Source organism: Candidatus Methylomirabilota bacterium (assembly GCA_036002485.1).
GTDB lineage: Bacteria > Methylomirabilota > Methylomirabilia > Rokubacteriales > CSP1-6 > AR37.
On the sequence record DASYTI010000243.1, the window covers coordinates 21,193 to 37,595 of the forward strand.

Consider the following 16,403-nt stretch of genomic DNA (forward strand, 5'->3'; position numbering starts at 1 on the left):
CGACGGTGAAAGACGGCACGATCGGATTCGGCCTCGTGGGCACCGGCATGGCCGGGCTGTTTCACGCCAAGGAGCTGCGACAGGTCAGGGGCGCCCGGCTCGCCGCCGTCTGCTCTCGCGATCCCGGGCGGCTCCAGGCCTTCGCAAGGGAGTGGGAAGTGCCTCGCGCCTACGCTCATTTCAGCGAGCTCTGCCTGGATCCCGACGTGGACGTGGTGTGCGTCCTCACGCCGACGGGGACCCATCTCGAGGTGGCGCGGGCCGCGTCCGAAGCGGGCAAGCACATTCTCGTCGAGAAGCCCCTCGACGTCAGCCTCGCGCGCGCCGATGAGATGATCCGCCTCTGCCGGAGGAATCGGACCAAGCTGGGCGTGATCTTTCAGATGCGGTTCGGCACGGTGGCGGCCCGTATGAAGGAAGCCGTCCAATCCGGCGCCCTCGGGCGGGTCTTTCTCGCCGATGCCGTGGACAAGTCGAGCCGGACGGCCGCCTATTACAACTCGGCGGAGTGGCGGGGGACCAAGACCCTCGAGGGCGGAGGCTGTCTCATGACCCAGTCCATCCACATCGTGGACCTGCTCCAGCACGTGGTGGGTCCGGTACGCTCTGTGATCGGCCGCGTGGCCACCGCGCAGCACGCCATCGAGGTCGAGGACACGGCCACCGCGCTGGTGTCTTTCGAGAGCGGGGCCATGGGCGTCATCGAGAGCACGTCGTCGATCAAGCCTGCTCTCAAGTCGCGGCTCGAGCTCCACGGGGACCATGGCACCATCGTCGCCAATGCCCAGTACGATCAGATCCTCTTCTGGAACGTGGGCGGGAAGACCGTGCCTGACGTGGAGAAGAGCTTCGCCATCGGCGACATCGATGACCCGTGGGCCTACCCGCAGGTTCGCCACCGAGTCCAGCTTCAAGACATGGTGGACGCCATCCGCGAGGATCGGGAGCCCGTGCTCACCGGCGAGGACGCGCGCGTCTCGCTCGCCATCGTCATGGCCATCTACGAATCGTCGCGGACCGGCCGGGAAGTTCTTCTCAGAGACCTAGGCTCGACGAACCAGTGATCCGACCGTGGGTTTCCGCAACCGTGGTGCTGGGCCTCATCGAGGGTGATCGCCTCGCTCACGACCACCGACCGGGATCGGAGTGGACGCGCGCCCCCGATGAGGCCCGGCCGGCGGTTCACATCGTGGGCCGACGGGTCTCCACGGTCGTGGTCGAGCTTTTCCGCGACATGGCCACCATGGCCATGATGATGACGATGAAGAGCACGGCTCCGATGATCGCAGCCACCGTCGGGTCCATGCCGAGGAACTTGTTCCGCTCTGTCTCCACGATGCGCTCAGATCTCGTGTCGGACCGATAGTCCGTCCGGGTATCGGACTGCTTCGACTCCGACCCGGGCGCGACCTGCGGCTGAGCCGGCTGCCCCTGCTGGCTCTGGCCCTGCTGAGACGTCGAGTCCTTCGTGGTATCGGGGCTGCTCGACTGGGCGCCGGCGGTGCCGGCCACCAGCGCGCCCGTTAGCAACATGCTTCCGAAAATGGCGGTCAGGCGTTTCGCATTTGGCATCACGTATCCTCCGTGTATTGCTCGTTGCCAGAGGCCATAAGGGTCGTCCACTCGTGCACAAGCAGAGCAACGGACGTGCCAAGAGCAGAATGGCGACCTTTTTTCTCGCTGATCCTCGCGTCTATGGTGTTCGCCCCGTGTAGGCGAAGGAATTCGCGGGCCGCGTCGAGGGCGGTCGTGCACCGAAAGGACGTGACGGGCGGAAGCTACTCGGTCGTACCTACCGGCTCGGGATAAGACTAGCTGCCGAACAAGCGCCGTTCGATGCGGGCAGGCACGAGCGGATGGACGAGCATCCACGCGATGGTGAGGCATCTGGCTCCCCGGAGCTCCTCGAGCCCGATCCGCATGTTCACGTGGCCCGCTTCCGGCTGATCCCGATAGGTGCCGAAAAGCCGGTCCCACCACGGAAAGATGCTGCCGAAGTTGCTATCAGTCTCCGGCACGAGGACAGAGTGGTGGACGCGGTGGAGGTCCGGCGTGACGATGACTCGACGAAGCGTGCCCTCGAGCCCGGACGGCAGACCCACGTTGGCGTGGGCGAAGACCGACACCAGGACGAATCCAAGCTCGTGGAGCAAGACCGCGGCCACGGGGGCACCGGTCAGGGCAATGGTGCCAAGGCCGGCCATTACGCCGACGGCGGTCTCGAGGGGATGGAAGCGGAAGCCCAGGGTGAAGTCATAGTCAGGATCGGCATGGTGTACGCGGTGGAAGCGCCAGAGCAAGGGCAGGCGGTGGAAGAGCCGGTGCTGCAGATAGCCCGCCAGATCCAGCAAGAGCACCGACGCCCCGATGGCGAGCCAGGCCGGCGCCTTCACCACGTTGAACAGCCCCCACCCGCGCTCCCCTACGATAAGAGCGAAGGCGATGCCGGTGACGGGAAAGGCCAGACGCGTGAGGAGCATGCTCAGTCCCCAGATCGCGAGATTGTGGAGCCAGCGCGTGCGGAGCGATGCCGTCAACCGGCGACGCGGGGCCGCGCCTTCCCACACCGCCACCAGCGCGATGGCCAGGAAGAGGGCGCAGAAGTGAAGCGTGGGCTCGTGAGTGAGGAGCAGGGTTTCCATGGTCGAGACAATGCCTACGGCGGGAGGGAAATCCTCCCTGGAGCTACCGCCTGCGGATCCAGCGCACCGCGATGGCCGCGGCCGCCGCGCCCACGGACAGCAGGGCGAGCGTGCTCGGACCCGGCACTCTTATCGGCGGAGCCGTGTTGGTAGCAAGCGCAAGTGAGGCCGTGACCAGAAGGGCCGCCGCGACGGCCAGCAGGAACAGGGCCTTGACGAGAAGGGAAGGCAAGGTCTTCAAGATTGGGCCTCCTTTGGAAATGGATTTCCGGTGGAACCAGCAGGGCCCGTGCCAGACCGGGGAGGGCAGTCGCGGCCTGCATTTACGGTCCCGCGTCACGGTCGCCCTGCCCCGGCTGTCAAGCGCTCCGACACCCTGTCGCCGAGCCAGCCCGCCCTCTCTACTCGCGGGGGCCTATGCTCGATCCTGGACGAGGGTGGACAATGGGGGCGGCGCCGGGAAGGGAGGGCCGTGATGAATGTACGGGTCGGGACCAGCGGCTTCGCCTACAAGGAATGGAAGGGCAGGTTCTATCCGGAGGACATCAAGGCGAAGGACATGCTGCGCTACTACGGGACACAGTTCCAGAGTGTGGAGATCAACAACACGTTCTATCGCATGCCGAGCGAAACCGTGCTCCGGGAATGGGCCGAGCAGGTTCCGGACGCATTCACGTTCGTGCTGAAGGCGCCCCAGCTCATCACGCACCGGAAGAGGCTGAAAGAGGTCGAGTCACCAGCCTCGCTCTTCTTCGAGAGGGCGGGGGCGCTGGGCCCGCGACTTGGTCCTCTGCTCTTCCAGCTCCCGCCCAACCTGAAGAAGGACATGGCGCGGCTCACCACGTTCTTGGCCCTCGTCCCCGAGGATCGGCGAGTCGCCCTCGAGGTGCGGCACGCGTCGTGGTACGACGGCGAGGTCTATGATGCCTTGCGCGCGCGCGACGTCGCGCTCTGCATCACGGATGCCGAGGACGTGCAGACGCCGTTCCAGGCGACGGCCGACTGGGGCTACCTGCGGCTGCGACGCGTGGGCTACACGGACACCGCCCTGCCGCAGTGGCGCGCGCGCATCACCTCCCAGGAGTGGCGCGATGCGTTCGTGTTCTTCAAGCACGAGGACGAAGCAACGGGTCCGCAGCTCGCGCGGCAGTTCATCACGTTGCTGGAAAGCTGAGGGCCCCCCGCCGCGAGCTCGGCGTCACCGGCAGAGCTGCCGGTGGTCGACCATGAGTCAGCGATCCTGGACGACCTTGATGCCGGCGCGCGCGAGCGTTTCGGCCACCTCGTCATGCCTGATGCCGAGCTGCATCCAGACGGATTTCGGCTTGGCGGCCAGGATGTCGGAGAGGTGGGGCGGGATGTCTCGCGAGCGACGGAAGACATTGACCATGTCGACCGGCTCCGGAATCTCCGCGAGCGTGCGGTAGACGGGCTCTCCGAGAATCTCCGTCACCTCCGGGTAGTAGACGGGCACGGGGACGATCTCGTAGCCGGCCTCCGCCATGTATTCCGGAACGTAGAAGGCCGGCTGACCGCTCTGCGTCTCCGTCTTGATGCCCAGCACGGCGATGCGGCGCGTGTCCTTCAAGATCGCCGCCATGCCCTCGCGTGAATCCACCAGGTTCTCCCGCCAGTCGGCCATGACCCCAGTGTATCAATGTGCTAGCCTCCTCGCAGGAGGGCCGTGGACATGCCTATTCGTCTCACCCGCATCTACACCCGCACCGGCGACAAGGGCGACACGGGACTCGTCGGGGGACGCCGCGTGGCCAAGGACTCGCCGCGCATCGAGGCCTACGGCACCGTCGATGAGCTCAACTCCATCATCGGCCTCGCGCGCGTCTTCAATGTGGAGCGCCTCAAGAAGGGCAAGGCGCACCGGTGGCTCGACGGGATCTTCCGTCAGATTCAGAACGAGCTCTTCGACCTGGGCAGCGAGCTGGCCACGCCCGAGGACGCGGTCTACGAGGGCATGCATCGGGTCGGGGAAGCTCAGGTCAAAGCCCTCGAGACGCTCATGGACCATTGCCAGAAGGATCTCCAGCCCCTCAAGTCCTTCATCCTCCCCGGCGGCGGCCGCGTGGGCGGCTTCCTTCATCAGGCGCGCACCGTCTGTCGTCGCGCCGAGCGTCAGGTGCTCGCCCTCTCGCGCGTGGAGCCGATCAGCCCGTGGACCATTGCCTACGTCAACCGGCTCAGCGATTTCCTCTTCGTCCTCTCGCGCTGGGTCGCCCGCAAGGGCGGGGAGACGGAGTACCTCTGGGAGCGCGGTCTCGCCTCGCACGCGCGCAAGAGGACATGAGCGGGGCCTTCACCATGCGCCGCGCCCGCCCGGAGGACGCGGCGGCGGTCAGGCGCGAGCTGGCCGCGTACCTCGACTCCATCGGCGACACGCTGGATGCCGAAGGGCTCGACCACGACATCGCCCACTGGGAGGACGAATACGGGGGCGACGCTGGCGTGTTGCTCCTGGTGGTGGACCCGGCGGGTGAGGTGGTGGGCACGGCGGCCGTGCGTGTCCTCGAGCCCGGAGTGGCCGAGCTCAAGCGCATGTGGCTTCGCCCGGTCGCCCGCGGCCAGGGGCTGGCCCAGGAGCTGCTCGACAAATGTCTCGATGAAGGTCGGCGGCTTGGCTGCCAGACGATGCGCCTCGACAGCCAGGCCAAGCTCGCCGCCGCCGTCAAGCTCTACCGGAGCAATGGCTTTCGCGAGATCCCCTTCTACAACGACAATCCTCGCGCGGACATCTGGATGGAGCGCACGCTGTGAGACGGGGCGCGCTCCTGGCTCTCGCGGTGGCCCTGCTCTTTCCGGCGCGCCCGGCCGCCGGGCTGGAGCCGGGCAATCATCGCGTCTCGATCCAGCACGGCGGCCGCCCGCGCTCCTACATCGTCCACGTGCCGCCTGCCGCCCGCGACGGCCAGTCGCTGCCTGTCGTGCTGAGCTTCCATGGCGGCGGCGGGAATGCGGAGAATCAGCAGAAGTACTCACGGATGGATCCGGTGGCCGACGTCGAAGGATTTCGCGCCGTCGAGGCCTCCGACCGCGTGGCGGTCATCGCTCTCGTGGCCGGGGCCAAGGTATTGAAGGTGGGGCAGCCGGGGCGCCCCGTCTCGGTCATGCACTTCCACAGCGTCGACGACCCGCGCGCCCTCTACGAAGGAGGCGCGGCACACGGCCACGCGCTATGTCTGGGGACCGTGTCGCGACGGCGGCGAGGTCGTGCTGTGGAAGCTCGCGGGCGCCGGTCATGTCTGGCCCGGCGGCCTCCAGGACTACCTCCCGCGTCTCCTCGGTCCCTTCACCGTCCTTGTCGACGCCAACGTCGAGATGTGGCGCTTCTTCCAGCGCTTCACGTTGCCTCTCACGCGATAGCTCCCACAGGAGAGTCCATGGCGTATCAGATCTACGCCCTCAAGTATGGCGAGCGGGAGACGAAGGAGAGCCAGTTCTTCTTCCGCGAGGCGTCGTGGTGGTCGGCCATGATCCGGAGGTGGCCACCAGGTTCGACCAAGTAGAGCCGGGAATCATCAAGATCGCCTAGCAGGCGGCAGCCTGCTAGTTTGTCGGTTCTCAATAGGGTCGTGGTGGCTAGCCTGGACTATTCGCGAGACAGCGCCACGCTAGTCTACTCAGCCCTCGCCTCAGGGCTTCGCCCTTCAGCTCGAACTGCGGCCCTCTCCCTCTCCGAGGGAGAGGGATTCATTTTGATCCCTCGCCCCGGAGGGGGCGAGGGCGGGTGAGGGGGAGGCCAGGATGCGGTACGCGAGCTGGTGAATAGTTCGGGCTAGGTTCGCTGCTTGGCGGCCTTTCGTCGCTCGCGGTAGATCTCGACGGCGATGGGGACGCAGGACAGCACGATGATCACGATGACGAGGACGTGCATGTGTCGCGAGATGTTCGGCACGGTGCGGCCGAGGAGATAGCCGGCCCAGCTCATGGAGACGACCCACCCGATGCCTCCCGCCACGTTGTAGAAGAGGAAGCGCCGGTACTGCATGGTGCCCACCCCGGCCAGCACGGGCGCGAAGGTGCGGATGATGGGCACGAAGCGCGCGATGACGATGGTCTTGGGTCCGTACTTCTCGTAGAAGAGGCGAGTGCGCTCGACGTGCTTCGGATTGAAGAGGAGCGATTTCGGGCGCGTGAAGATGCGCGGCCCCAGGCGCACGCCGATGGCGTAGCCCACGCTGTCTCCGACGATGGCCGCGGCGATCAGGAGCCCATTCAGCCACCAGATATTGAGATGACCCGCCGCGGCCAGCAGACCCGCGGTGATGAGCAGGGAGTCGCCGGGGAGAAAGCAGCCGATGAGCAGGCCCGTCTCGGCGAAGACGATGGCCGCGAGGAGCGCGTAGCCGCCCCACTGGATGAGCGCGTCGAGAGAGTACCGGCCCGTGAGGACATCGACGAGGAAGTCCACGCGGGCGCACCTTAGCGGATCGTGACGGGACTGTCAACGACGAGTGGTGAGCTCGCGGCGAACGAGGGCGGCCCCCGCGCCCAGGGCGTGGAGCTTGGCGCGGGCGAGCTCCCGGTCGAGGGGAACCATGCCGCAGTTGGTGCACGGGAAGAGCCGCGACGGCGCCACGTGCCTCAGACCCTCGCGGAGGACGGCGGCGACCTGCTCGGGCGTCTCCACCTCCTCGTTCGCCACGTCGATGGCGCCCACGTGCACGTCCTTGTCTCCGAGGAGGCCGATGAGGGAGATGGGCACGCGCGAGTTGGCGCACTCGAGGGAAACGCCGCCGATCCGGCTTCCCGCCAGCCGGGGGAAGGTCTGCTCGTACTGCCGCCATTCGCCGCCCAGGGTCTTTTTCCAGTCCGTGTTGGCCTTGATCCCGTAGCCGTAACAGATGTGCACGACCGTCCGGCAGGCGAGCCCTTCCACCGCTCGATCTAGCGCGTCGATGCCCCACTCGCGCACCTCGTCCATGTAGACGTTGAAGGCGGGCTCGTCGAGCTGGATCATGTCCACTCCGAGAGCGGCGAGCTCGTGCGCTTCCTCGTTGAGGAGGGAGGCGACGGCGAGGCCGAGCTTGGCCCGGCTGCCGTAGTACGCGTCGTGGATGGTGTCCACCACCGTCATGGGGCCGGGCATGGTGAACTTGATCTGGCTCCGGGTCGCCGCGCGAAGAAAGCGCGCCTCGTCACCATGAATGTTGCCGCGGCGACGGAGCGGCCCCGTCACCGTGGGCACATCGGCCTTGTAGCGGTCGGCGCGGATGCCGATGGTGACCATCTTCGAGAAGTCCACGCCTTCGAGCTGCTCGACGAAGCCCCACACGAAATGGCGGCGCGTCTGCTCGCCGTCGGTGACGATGTCGATGCCCGCCGCCTCCTGATCGCGGAGAGCCAGGCGCACCGCGTCGCGCTTGCCCTCCTCGAGCGCGGTGCCCTCGAGCCGCCACGGCGCCCAGAGCGTCCGGGGCGCGGCCAGCCAGGCTGGCTTGGGCAGGCTGCCGGCGATGGTGGTCAGGAGCATTCCGGCGGCATGGTATCATCTGCCGCATGAAATATTTGTTCCTTCTCGCGCTCGTGATCATCCTCATCGCCTCCGCCTGCGGGCCGGCCACGGACAAGCAGTGGTACAAGCCGAACGCCGACTACACGGCGGCCGAGTTCGAGCGCGATCGCGTCGCCTGCTCACCGAAGAAGAACAACGTCCTCGACGAGACCTGCATGAAGGAGCGAGGCTGGCTGCCCCTCTCGGGCGATACCGGACCGGCCGTCAAGGCGCCGTCCCTCCCCCCTCGCCAGAAGGGCGGCAAGTACTAATCTGCGCGGCATCATCTTCGACTTCGGGGGTGTCCTCTGGGACATGCGCTGGGACGTGGCCCGCGAGCTCGACCAGGCTCACGGGCTTCCGCGCTCGTCCGTGTTCGACACGTTGTACCGCAGCGAGACCTGGCGAGACATCGAGCGCGGCCGGGGCGACCGCCAGGCCTGGCTCGAGGAAGCGCACCGGACGCTCGAGGAGCGTGCCGGTCGCCCACTCCCGCGTCTGCACGATGAGTGGCGCCGCGCGCAGGGTCCCATCGCGGCCAACCTGGCTCTCGTCCGTGAGCTGCGCGTCTCGTACAAGCTGGGGGTGCTCAGCAATGCCGATGGCTCTCTCCGAAACCGCCTCGAGCGGGACATGGGCATTCACGATCTTTTTCACGACATCGTCTGCTCCGCCGAGGTCGGCATGGCCAAGCCCGAGCCGGCCGTCTACATGATGGCCTCCGAGCGGCTCGGCCTCCCGCCCCGCGACTGCGTCTTCGTGGACGACCTCGATAGCAATGTCGAGGCGGCGCGGCAGGTGGGCATGTCGGGCATTCTCTTCCGGCTGGACAAGGGTGACGACCTCCGCGCCCAGTTGGCCGCCCTCGGCATCACCCCCCGCGGCTGAGCAATGGCCCGCACCGCCGTCTTTCTCTCTCCCGGCGCCGATCTCGCGGCCTCCGTGGACTGCGCGCGGCGCGCGGATGCGCTCGGCTATGACAGCGTGTGGGTGACGCATGGTCTCGGCCGCGACGCGCTTCTCGTCCTCTCGGCCTACGCGCGGGTGGCCCCGCGGGTGGGTCTGGGCACGGGCGTCATTCCCATCTACCCGCGGCACCCCGTGCTCATGGCGCAAGAGGCGCAGACGCTCCAGGAGACGACGGGGGGACGGCTCCGCCTCGGCATCGGCGTGAGTCATCGTCCGATGATGGAGGGCGCGCTCGGTCTCGACATGGGTCGCCCCCTCGAGGTGATGCGCGAGTACGTCGCCGTGCTTCGCCAGGCGCTCGGGGGCCGCGTCCAGCATGCGGGCCCACGCTATCGAGTGGCGTGGCAGAGCGGGGTCCCGCGCCTGCCCTCGCCGCCCCCGATCTATCTGGCCGGGCTCGGGCCCGCCATGCTCGAGCTGGCCGGCGAGATCGCCGATGGCGCCGTCCTCTGGCTCTGCGCGCCCGCCTACGTGCGCGACCACGCGCTGCCCGCCATCCGACGCGGACGCGAGCGCGCCGGCCAGAAGATGGAGGGCTTCGAGATCATCGCCTCGGTGCCGGCCGCGCTCACGGGGGACAGGGCCGCGGGCATGGCGGCCTTCAAGGCGGAGCTGGCCCGCTATCTGGCCCTGCCCTTCTACCGCGCCATGCTCGAGAAGAGCGGCTTTGGGGCCGAGATCGCGGCATGGGACCGCGCTCCCCGCCCCGAGGCCATGGCCGATCGTCTGGCCCAGGGGCTGGGCGCCGTCGGGGACCTCCGGACTATCGAGACTCTGGTGGCCGAATATCGGGCGGCGGGGCTCACTTTGCCGGCCATCCGCCCCATCGGCTTCGCCGACGCCCCGCATTACCTGCCCACGCTGGAGGCCTGCTCGGCTCTCTGAAGTGCTGTGCTAGGGTGGATTCATGGAAGCTGTCGCCACTCCCACCGCTCTGCCCAGCCCGTTCCGGCTCGGCAAGATGTTCGTCAATCCGCTATTCGACTATCTGCTCATCGGCGGGCTCCTGAGCTGGATCGGCGGGGCCATCGTGTATAGCGCCGGCATCCGGTATAACGAAGCCGACCTCTTCTGGGTCCTCCTCGTCTCCAACTGGGCGCATTTCGCCGCCTCCACCGTGCGTCTGTACACCAAGCCCGATGCCGTCCGGACCTGGCCCTTCCTCACCCTCGCCTTCCCCGTCGTCACCATCGTCGTGGTGAGCGCCGTGGTCGCGCTCGGGGAGCCCGCGGGGCGCTACTTCTTCGCGCTCTATTTCCTCTGGTCACCGTTTCACTACTCGGCCCAGGCCTATGGCCTCAGCGTCATGTATGCCTATCGCTCCGGCGCCACCCTCGAGCCGCTGGACCGCACGCTGATTCGCTGGACGTGCTTGCTGCCATTCTTCTGGACGCTGCTGCAGCCGCAGGGCGGGCTCGGCCTTGTCCTCCCCGCGGGGTTCTTCTCGGGCTTCCCGCTGCGCACGGCCTTGAGCCAGACGCTGACCGTGCTCTCCCTCGCCGCTCCCGTGGCCGCCTTCCTCTGGCTGAGGCGCCGGCGCGGCCTCGTGCTGCCGGCCATCAGCCTCGCCGTGATCTTCTCCAATGCCATCTGGTGGACGGCCTTTAACTGGTTCGACGCCTTCATCTGGGCCACCGTCTTCCACGGGCTGCAGTACCTGGCCATTGTGCTGGTGTTCCACATCAAGGATCAGGAGCGGCTCGGGGTCAGCACCCACGGCCGGCTCTACCACGCGGCGTGCTTCTACGGCACCTGCCTCGTCCTGGGTTTCGTGCTCTTCCAGAACTGGCCGCAGCTCTACTGGCTGGCGGGCTACGACATCGGGCGGGCCACCTTGCTGGTGGTCGCCGTCATCAACATCCACCACTTCATCGTGGATGCCTTCATCTGGAAGCTGCGGCGCGATCCCAACTACAAGAACGTGGTAGAGGCGCGGGCTCCCGCGGTCGCCGTCTAGCCCGGATTATTGACGAGACAACGCCACCCTCACCCTGCCCTCTCCCTCTCCGAGGGAGAGGGATTCATATTGATCCCTCGCCCCCGAAGGGGGAGAGGGCAGGGTGAGGGGAGGCTAGGATGCGATACCCGCGTTCGTCAATAGTTCTGGCTAGGCGAACACGCCTGCCCGCTCACGCTGTCACTGGCCGAGGTACTTCGCGAGATAGGTGAGAATGCGCTCCCGCTCGCCAGGCTGCACCGGCATGCCGTAGGTGATCATGCGATCGACGATGACGGCCCATTCGTCGCGCGTCTGTCGCTGCTGAGCGATCATCTCGAGACTGTGGCAGATGATGCATCGCCCGGTCACCATCTGCTGGTCACGATCTCGGGGCAGCGGGTTCGCGTCCTGCGCCGAAAGAGCGGGAGGGCCGGCTCGAACCCCCGTGCTCGACGTCCAGCTCCATCCCCAACCCAGCGCGACGCCAACGACGAGCGCGGTCACTGAAAGCAAAAGGCCGCTAGGAGGCTGTCCAGGTAGTTGCCCTGCCCTCCCGAGCGAGAATGTTCCGCGCCGGGGGGAGGCTTCGGAAGGGGGGCGGAGCCCCCCTCCGAGCTGTCTACGCCGCATCGACCCGAACGGCGTGGATCACGTTCCAGCGATAGCCTTGGGGATCGCGTGATTTGCTGCCCGGCTGCATCCGGCCGAGCGAATCCGTGGCGCGCGCCATGATGACGTGCGCGCCCGCGGCGGCCGGCCACGGAAACTCCCACCGGCGCCAGGCGTACCGATGCTCCTTGCCCACCAGCGCGGCGGGCGCCCACGTCTTGCCGCCGTCGAGGGAGACGTCCACGCCGGTCACGAAGCCTTCACCCGCCCACGCGTAGCCCGCGACCGTCTGCGCCCCCGCGGCCAGCTTGGCGCCGTCGAGCGGGCTCATGATCAGGGACTTGCATTCCAGGGATTGCAGCGAGTAGGTGTGCTTCGGATCCTCGGCGCGCGGGGAGCGGTAGCTCCGCTGCATGAAGGGGCCGTCCCACTCCTTGTCGGCAAGCGTGAGCTGGACCAGCCACTTGATCGACGCCGAGCCGATCCAGCCCGGGACGATCAAGCGCGCCGGCCCGCCGTGCAGATGAGGCACGGGCCGCCCATTCATCTCGATGGCGACCATGGTATGCGGCTCTATGGCCTTCCAGATCGGATGGCTCCGGATGAAGTCCGGCGCCTGAGGTGTGGGCGGCGTGTCATTCCCATCGGGCACGACATGCGAGGCGGTGGGGCGGGGCCGGGCCAGGCGCAGGATATCGGCCAGCCGGACCCCTTTCCACACCGCGGTGCCCACGGCGCCGTTCTCCCACTGGAGACCGGGCGCTTTCGGAGAGTAGAAGCTGCGTCCGTTGCCCGCGCATTCGAGCGTGATGGTCTGGGTGACCTGCTCCATCTTTCTGAGATCGTCCAGGCGCAGGGTCAGCGGATTCTCCACCTGGCCGTCCACCTTGAGCACGTACTGGGCAGGGTCCATCTCCGGGCCGTCGTAGTTGTTCCGGACGAAGAAGAGATCCGTTGGCGTGATCTCCGCGCCGAGCTGTCCGAACGGAGTCTCGAGGTTGATGGGGCGGGGGCTCCGCACGATGAGCTTTTCCTTGCCGGCCACCGGCGCCGGCGCGGTCTGTGCCGGCGCGGGAACAGCGCCTCCGAGAAGCGCGGCCGCGGTGCCCATGTGGATCACGAAAGCGCGACGCGTGACGCCATTGTCCATGATGTTGCCCTCCCGAAGTTCGGCTGCTTCGACGCGCGGGATCGTCACGACGCGAACGGTCACCTTTGACTGCCCGCTGCCGCGATCGGCGCGATTGTACAAGCGGGCCCACCCGCGAACAAGCGGCGCCGGCGCCTGCTAGGACGGAGAAGTGGGCCGGCGGCTGCCTCCGGCAAGCCAAAGGACCCCCGCTATTCCGAGGACAAGGAGCGGCACGCCCAGCCAGAAGCGCTGGCGCTCGCGGGCGTGGGCGCGCAGGGTGCGCAACACGAAGCGGTCGCCCGCGCTGATCTCGCCGCGCGAGGCGAGAAACTGGCGCAGTCGCTCCTGCTGATCCTCCGTGAGCCTGGCCCGCCCCCACTGCACGTCCTCTTGCAACGTCTTCAGCCGGCGGACTTCCGCCTGCGCTCGCGCCAGCGCCTCCTGGCTGTCGCGCCAGGTCTGGCGCTCGCCGCGAGTGAGAAACGCGTGCTCGATGGACGGCACGGCCTCCTCGAGCCAGTTCAGCCAGTGGTGATCCATGCGCGGGACAGCGGCCAGCAGCAGCCCCGCCAACGCGACGGCGCCCCCCGCGGCGAGGCCGACGCCGCGCAGCGCTTCCCAGCCCCGCTCGCGCACTCCGCGAGCAAGCGCGAGCATGCCGAGCCCGAGGGCGACCGCCGCGATCAGCGCCCCGAAAGTCGCCACGACGGCCGCCCCGGTGGGGAGATCCCATGAGAAGGAAGCCCAGAGCCCGAGCACGCTGACGACGAAGCCGAGGGCCCACCCTGTCACGAGCCTCCCGGCCACCGAGCCGGCGAGAAGCGCGGCCACGGCGGCCGGCACGATGAGATAGGAGAAGACGAGGAGCACGCCGGCCATCCGCACGCTGCTCGTCACCACCACGCCGAAGGTGACGTAGAAGCAGAAATCCCACCCACGGATGGCCCGGCCGTGCCTCCGGGCCCCCTCGGGGTCGAAGGAGATCTCGAGGAGCGGCCGCCGGATGAGAACGTGCAGCGCCCCGATCAATCCGTACAGAACGGCCAGCCGCGCCACCTCCGCTGGAGTGACGGTCAGGATGCTCCCGACGAGAAGCTGCTTGATGTGCTCGCTCCCCTGGGGCGCCCGGTCCACCGCGAGCACGGTGATGGCGGCCGAGACGGCGTAGACGATGCCGATGATGGCCTCCTGAGGAATCACCGCGCGGCGCATGCGCGTCAGCGAGAAGAGCGCGGCGCCCCCCACCGTGAAGACCAGGGCATACCAGTACGCCGCCTCGCTCTGGATCGGATGCCCGGCCAGGAAGGCGACGGTGATGCCGAGGGCGGCGACCTGGGCCAGGGCGAGATCCACGAAGATCACGCCCCGGGCCAGCACGTGGAGCCCCAGGTAGACATGGATGCCCGTCAGGACGAGGCAGGCGAGGAAGGGCAGCCAGAGGAGCTCCAGCATCAGCGTGCCGTGAGGGCCTCGAGGAGCCGCTTGACGTCGAGGTCGAAGAGCCCGATATAGTCGCGCGCCTCCGGATCTGCGCCCACCGACGGCGCCAGGCGGGCGATCCGCGCCCCGCTCCGCGCGGCCACCTGCTCGACGAGCGAGGCGCTGGCATAGGGTTCGGCGATGAGCACGCGCACCTGCGCCTGCTTCATCTGGCCGATGAGGGAGGCCAGATGCGCGGGCGAGGCCGGCACGCCGGGGGTCGGCTCGACGGCCGCCACGATCTGAAGACCAAAGCGCTTGGCGAAGTACGGCCAGCTCTCGTGGACGACCACGATCTTGGCGCCGCGGTGGGGAGCGAGGGCGGCGCGCCAGCGCGCGAGGCCGGCGTCGAGACGCTTGAGGAACTCGGCGCGACGGGCCTCGAAGCCGGCCCGGTCCTCCGGGGCCAGTCGCCCGAGCGCCGCGACCATGGCCGCAGTGATGGGCCGCGCATTCTCCGGATCCAGCCAGTAGTGCGTGTTGCCGAATCCGTGGACGTGCTCGCCCCGCTCGGGGCGGACGCGCGCGGTCTCGGTCTGGAGGAGCGCGATGCCCTTGGAGCAGTCGAGGTCCGCGGGCGGCACGCGGCGGTTGCGAAGAGTTCGCAGGGCGGGGGCAAGCCACGGCTCGTGGTCGAGGCCGACCCGCACGACGAGCGCCGCACCTTGAAGAGCGGCCAGCCGTCCCGGCGTCACCTCGACGGTATGAGGGTCCTGGCCGGGCGAAGCCAGCGCCTCCACCCGTACACGGTCGCCGCCCACTTCCTCGAGGAGCGCCTTGAGGTCCGTGGAGGTGGCCACGACGGCAAGCGCGCCGCCGCCCCACGCGGGAGTGGCGGTCCACCACGTGGCCGCGGCGGCCCAGAAAACGAGCGCGGCGCCGAGGAGCGCCCGCTGCACTGAAGCTACTTCTTGGCGGTGAAGATCGATTTCGGAATCATGCAGTGCACGCCCTTGCGGACGTTCACCACCTGGGTTACCACGCAGTTCGTCGTTATGGACGCCAACGAGTAAGCCTCGTAACGGTCGAGGGTGACCAGCTTCTGCTTCAACAGGAAGTCGACCATCTCGCGCGCGGCGGCAACCATCGCCTTGTTCAGGTCCTCGTCGTACCCCATGAGGATCCAATGGGTCTTGGTCTCGAGCCGGGGCCATTCCAGCTTCATGTCCTTGCGGACGATGAGCTGCATGACGATCTCCCGGTATGCGCACTCAAGCGCGGTCAGATTCAGTTCGGTACCTTGCCGGCAGTGCGCATCACCCACCCAGACAAGCCCTCCTTTGAGGAAGATGGGGACGAAGAGGGTGGTCCCTTCCTGAAGCTCGTTGATGTCCATGTTGGATGCGTTCTTCCACGGCCTGAGCGTGGAGACCGGAGCCATCGGGTCTGTCGAGCCGCCCTTGCGCGGAGAAGGATCCGTGGGATCGATGCCGACGGCGAGCGTGCCGGGGAACGGCTGGAGATCGATCATGACGCCCGGCTTGAACTCGGCTTGACGTTTTTCCCAGTCGAGGTAGAAGTACTTCACAAATCCGTCAGGGAACTCGGGCGCCAGCGCGCCGATGGTCGGGAATTCCTTGCCCGGCAGGTTGAAGTTGAAGCCGAAGGCCTTGGGTATGATTTTGAGGATTCGAATTTCCATCACGTCGCCCGGCTCGGCCCCATTCACGTAGATGGGACCGGTCACGGAGTGCGGGCCGCCACCGGGATTGGCCTTCCGGAGCGCGACGATCTCCTCGATGGTCGTGCCGGGCTGGATCTTGTTGTGGGAGTGCATCATGGTCTCGACGGCCACCGTATCGCCGGACTTGACGACGAGCTTGGGCGGCTCCTTGGGATCGAGCCAGCCCCATTGCGTGGTCTCGAGGGTGGCGGCGAGCACGTGATACTTGCCGCCGCCCATGGAGACGGCGCGATCGCGCTTGGCCTCCTCCATCGGTTGCTGCGCGACGGCGTAGAGGCCGGCGCCGAAGAGGAGGGCGAGGGCGGCCAGGCCGCTGAAGAGAGCCTTGCGGGTGCGGAGCTTCATCATCATGGGGGCCTCCTTTGGTGTGAGCGGGTCGAACCGTGACGAACTCCACGCCCGGACACCGTCGGCCGGACCGGCGCGCATTCTAGCGCGTTTCT

General features: G+C 67.6%; 21 protein-coding genes. 10 read left to right on the plus strand and 11 right to left on the minus strand.

Features of this window, described 5'->3' with window-relative positions; translation table 11 throughout:
- The first annotated feature begins 5 nt into the window (after nucleotides 1–5).
- Nucleotides 6–1,064 carry a Gfo/Idh/MocA family oxidoreductase gene (locus VGT00_21170; protein HEV8533942.1) on the plus strand — a complete coding sequence of 353 codons (1,059 nt, stop codon included), beginning with the start codon at nucleotides 6–8 and terminating at the stop codon, nucleotides 1,062–1,064.
- Nucleotides 1,065–1,182: 118 nt separating this feature from the next.
- On the opposite strand, the gene VGT00_21175 is transcribed toward VGT00_21170, so the two are convergent.
- The 3 genes from VGT00_21175 to VGT00_21185 all read right to left on the minus strand — a co-directional run bounded on the left by VGT00_21175 (nucleotide 1,183) and on the right by VGT00_21185 (nucleotide 2,883).
- Nucleotides 1,183–1,572, minus strand: coding sequence for a hypothetical protein (locus VGT00_21175; GenBank protein ID HEV8533943.1), 390 nt, complete (start codon nucleotides 1,570–1,572; stop codon nucleotides 1,183–1,185).
- Nucleotides 1,573–1,811: 239 nt separating this feature from the next.
- The gene (locus tag VGT00_21180) at nucleotides 1,812–2,642 is read right to left on the minus strand and encodes a sterol desaturase family protein (protein ID HEV8533944.1); all 831 of its coding nucleotides are present in this window, start codon (nucleotides 2,640–2,642) and stop codon (nucleotides 1,812–1,814) included.
- 43 nt (nucleotides 2,643–2,685) lie between these two features.
- A complete protein-coding gene (locus VGT00_21185) occupies nucleotides 2,686–2,883 on the minus strand; it encodes a PEP-CTERM sorting domain-containing protein (GenBank protein ID HEV8533945.1) in 198 nt (65 codons plus the stop codon).
- 234 nt (nucleotides 2,884–3,117) lie between these two features.
- On the opposite strand from VGT00_21185, the gene VGT00_21190 reads away from it, so the two are divergent.
- Nucleotides 3,118–3,816, plus strand: coding sequence for a DUF72 domain-containing protein (locus tag VGT00_21190; protein ID HEV8533946.1), 699 nt, complete (start codon nucleotides 3,118–3,120; stop codon nucleotides 3,814–3,816).
- Between the two features lie 57 nt (nucleotides 3,817–3,873).
- On the opposite strand, the gene VGT00_21195 is transcribed toward VGT00_21190, so the two are convergent.
- Nucleotides 3,874–4,284, minus strand: a complete 411-nt coding sequence (locus VGT00_21195) for a CoA-binding protein (GenBank protein ID HEV8533947.1) — start codon at nucleotides 4,282–4,284, stop codon at nucleotides 3,874–3,876.
- Nucleotides 4,285–4,332: 48 nt separating this feature from the next.
- On the opposite strand from VGT00_21195, the gene VGT00_21200 reads away from it, so the two are divergent.
- The 4 genes from VGT00_21200 to VGT00_21215 all read left to right on the plus strand — a co-directional run bounded on the left by VGT00_21200 (nucleotide 4,333) and on the right by VGT00_21215 (nucleotide 6,160).
- The gene (locus VGT00_21200; GenBank protein ID HEV8533948.1) at nucleotides 4,333–4,944 is read left to right on the plus strand and encodes a cob(I)yrinic acid a,c-diamide adenosyltransferase; all 612 of its coding nucleotides are present in this window, start codon (nucleotides 4,333–4,335) and stop codon (nucleotides 4,942–4,944) included.
- Nucleotides 4,941–5,411: a GNAT family N-acetyltransferase gene (locus VGT00_21205; protein ID HEV8533949.1), complete on the plus strand. Its 471-nt coding sequence runs from the start codon at nucleotides 4,941–4,943 to the stop codon at nucleotides 5,409–5,411. Before VGT00_21200 ends, VGT00_21205 begins: the two co-directional genes overlap by 4 nt.
- Before the next feature lie 453 nt (nucleotides 5,412–5,864).
- Nucleotides 5,865–6,017: a hypothetical protein gene (locus VGT00_21210; protein ID HEV8533950.1), complete on the plus strand. Its 153-nt coding sequence runs from the start codon at nucleotides 5,865–5,867 to the stop codon at nucleotides 6,015–6,017.
- A 17-nt stretch (nucleotides 6,018–6,034) separates the two neighbouring features.
- Entirely contained in the window at nucleotides 6,035–6,160 is a 126-nt protein-coding gene (locus tag VGT00_21215) for a hypothetical protein (protein ID HEV8533951.1), read from the plus strand.
- A gap of 269 nt (nucleotides 6,161–6,429) precedes the next feature.
- Here VGT00_21215 and VGT00_21220 read toward each other — a convergent pair whose 3' ends face one another.
- Both VGT00_21220 and VGT00_21225 read right to left on the minus strand, forming a co-directional pair.
- Nucleotides 6,430–7,065: a VTT domain-containing protein gene (locus VGT00_21220; GenBank protein ID HEV8533952.1), complete on the minus strand. Its 636-nt coding sequence runs from the start codon at nucleotides 7,063–7,065 to the stop codon at nucleotides 6,430–6,432.
- A gap of 33 nt (nucleotides 7,066–7,098) precedes the next feature.
- A complete protein-coding gene (locus VGT00_21225; GenBank protein HEV8533953.1) occupies nucleotides 7,099–8,127 on the minus strand; it encodes a methionine synthase in 1,029 nt (342 codons plus the stop codon).
- 26 nt (nucleotides 8,128–8,153) lie between these two features.
- On the opposite strand from VGT00_21225, the gene VGT00_21230 reads away from it, so the two are divergent.
- From VGT00_21230 to VGT00_21245, 4 genes are read left to right on the plus strand one after another with little or no spacing between them, the layout of a single operon-like run.
- The gene (locus tag VGT00_21230; GenBank protein HEV8533954.1) at nucleotides 8,154–8,420 is read left to right on the plus strand and encodes a hypothetical protein; all 267 of its coding nucleotides are present in this window, start codon (nucleotides 8,154–8,156) and stop codon (nucleotides 8,418–8,420) included.
- A gap of 13 nt (nucleotides 8,421–8,433) precedes the next feature.
- Nucleotides 8,434–9,036, plus strand: a complete 603-nt coding sequence (locus VGT00_21235) for an HAD family phosphatase (protein HEV8533955.1) — start codon at nucleotides 8,434–8,436, stop codon at nucleotides 9,034–9,036.
- Between the two features lie 3 nt (nucleotides 9,037–9,039).
- Nucleotides 9,040–10,002, plus strand: a complete 963-nt coding sequence (locus VGT00_21240; GenBank protein ID HEV8533956.1) for an LLM class flavin-dependent oxidoreductase — start codon at nucleotides 9,040–9,042, stop codon at nucleotides 10,000–10,002.
- Between the two features lie 22 nt (nucleotides 10,003–10,024).
- Entirely contained in the window at nucleotides 10,025–11,074 is a 1,050-nt protein-coding gene (locus VGT00_21245; GenBank protein HEV8533957.1) for a hypothetical protein, read from the plus strand.
- Between the two features lie 180 nt (nucleotides 11,075–11,254).
- Here VGT00_21245 and VGT00_21250 read toward each other — a convergent pair whose 3' ends face one another.
- The 5 genes from VGT00_21250 to VGT00_21270 all read right to left on the minus strand — a co-directional run bounded on the left by VGT00_21250 (nucleotide 11,255) and on the right by VGT00_21270 (nucleotide 16,311).
- Nucleotides 11,255–11,428, minus strand: coding sequence for a hypothetical protein (locus VGT00_21250; protein ID HEV8533958.1), 174 nt, complete (start codon nucleotides 11,426–11,428; stop codon nucleotides 11,255–11,257).
- Nucleotides 11,429–11,675: 247 nt separating this feature from the next.
- On the minus strand, nucleotides 11,676–12,815 hold the full coding sequence (locus tag VGT00_21255; protein ID HEV8533959.1) for a sulfite oxidase: 1,140 nt from the start codon (nucleotides 12,813–12,815) through the stop codon (nucleotides 11,676–11,678).
- A gap of 138 nt (nucleotides 12,816–12,953) precedes the next feature.
- A complete protein-coding gene (locus tag VGT00_21260; protein HEV8533960.1) occupies nucleotides 12,954–14,249 on the minus strand; it encodes a metal ABC transporter permease in 1,296 nt (431 codons plus the stop codon).
- Entirely contained in the window at nucleotides 14,249–15,175 is a 927-nt protein-coding gene (locus VGT00_21265) for a metal ABC transporter substrate-binding protein (GenBank protein ID HEV8533961.1), read from the minus strand. Before VGT00_21265 ends, VGT00_21260 begins: the two co-directional genes overlap by 1 nt.
- Nucleotides 15,176–15,180: 5 nt before the next feature.
- Nucleotides 15,181–16,311 (minus strand): acetamidase/formamidase family protein, encoded by a 1,131-nt coding sequence (locus VGT00_21270; protein HEV8533962.1) that lies wholly within the window; start codon nucleotides 16,309–16,311, stop codon nucleotides 15,181–15,183.
- Nucleotides 16,312–16,403: the final 92 nt, after the last annotated feature.

Excerpts from the sequence above, each read along its gene's own strand:
- VGT00_21175 (HEV8533943.1), bottom strand. The coding sequence starts at position 1,572 with ATGCCAAATGCGAAACGCCTGACCGCCATTTTCGGAAGCATGTTGCTA.
- VGT00_21180 (HEV8533944.1), bottom strand. The coding sequence starts at position 2,642 with ATGGAAACCCTGCTCCTCACTCACGAGCCCACGCTTCACTTCTGCGCC.
- VGT00_21190 (HEV8533946.1), top strand. The coding sequence starts at position 3,118 with ATGAATGTACGGGTCGGGACCAGCGGCTTCGCCTACAAGGAATGGAAG.
- VGT00_21195 (HEV8533947.1), bottom strand. The coding sequence starts at position 4,284 with ATGGCCGACTGGCGGGAGAACCTGGTGGATTCACGCGAGGGCATGGCG.
- VGT00_21200 (HEV8533948.1), top strand. The coding sequence starts at position 4,333 with ATGCCTATTCGTCTCACCCGCATCTACACCCGCACCGGCGACAAGGGC.
- VGT00_21205 (HEV8533949.1), top strand. The coding sequence starts at position 4,941 with ATGAGCGGGGCCTTCACCATGCGCCGCGCCCGCCCGGAGGACGCGGCG.
- VGT00_21215 (HEV8533951.1), top strand. The coding sequence starts at position 6,035 with ATGGCGTATCAGATCTACGCCCTCAAGTATGGCGAGCGGGAGACGAAG.
- VGT00_21225 (HEV8533953.1), bottom strand. The coding sequence starts at position 8,127 with ATGCTCCTGACCACCATCGCCGGCAGCCTGCCCAAGCCAGCCTGGCTG.
- VGT00_21230 (HEV8533954.1), top strand. The coding sequence starts at position 8,154 with ATGAAATATTTGTTCCTTCTCGCGCTCGTGATCATCCTCATCGCCTCC.
- VGT00_21240 (HEV8533956.1), top strand. The coding sequence starts at position 9,040 with ATGGCCCGCACCGCCGTCTTTCTCTCTCCCGGCGCCGATCTCGCGGCC.
- VGT00_21245 (HEV8533957.1), top strand. The coding sequence starts at position 10,025 with ATGGAAGCTGTCGCCACTCCCACCGCTCTGCCCAGCCCGTTCCGGCTC.
- VGT00_21250 (HEV8533958.1), bottom strand. The coding sequence starts at position 11,428 with ATGGTGACCGGGCGATGCATCATCTGCCACAGTCTCGAGATGATCGCT.
- VGT00_21255 (HEV8533959.1), bottom strand. The coding sequence starts at position 12,815 with ATGGACAATGGCGTCACGCGTCGCGCTTTCGTGATCCACATGGGCACC.
- VGT00_21260 (HEV8533960.1), bottom strand. The coding sequence starts at position 14,249 with ATGCTGGAGCTCCTCTGGCTGCCCTTCCTCGCCTGCCTCGTCCTGACG.
- VGT00_21270 (HEV8533962.1), bottom strand. The coding sequence starts at position 16,311 with ATGATGATGAAGCTCCGCACCCGCAAGGCTCTCTTCAGCGGCCTGGCC.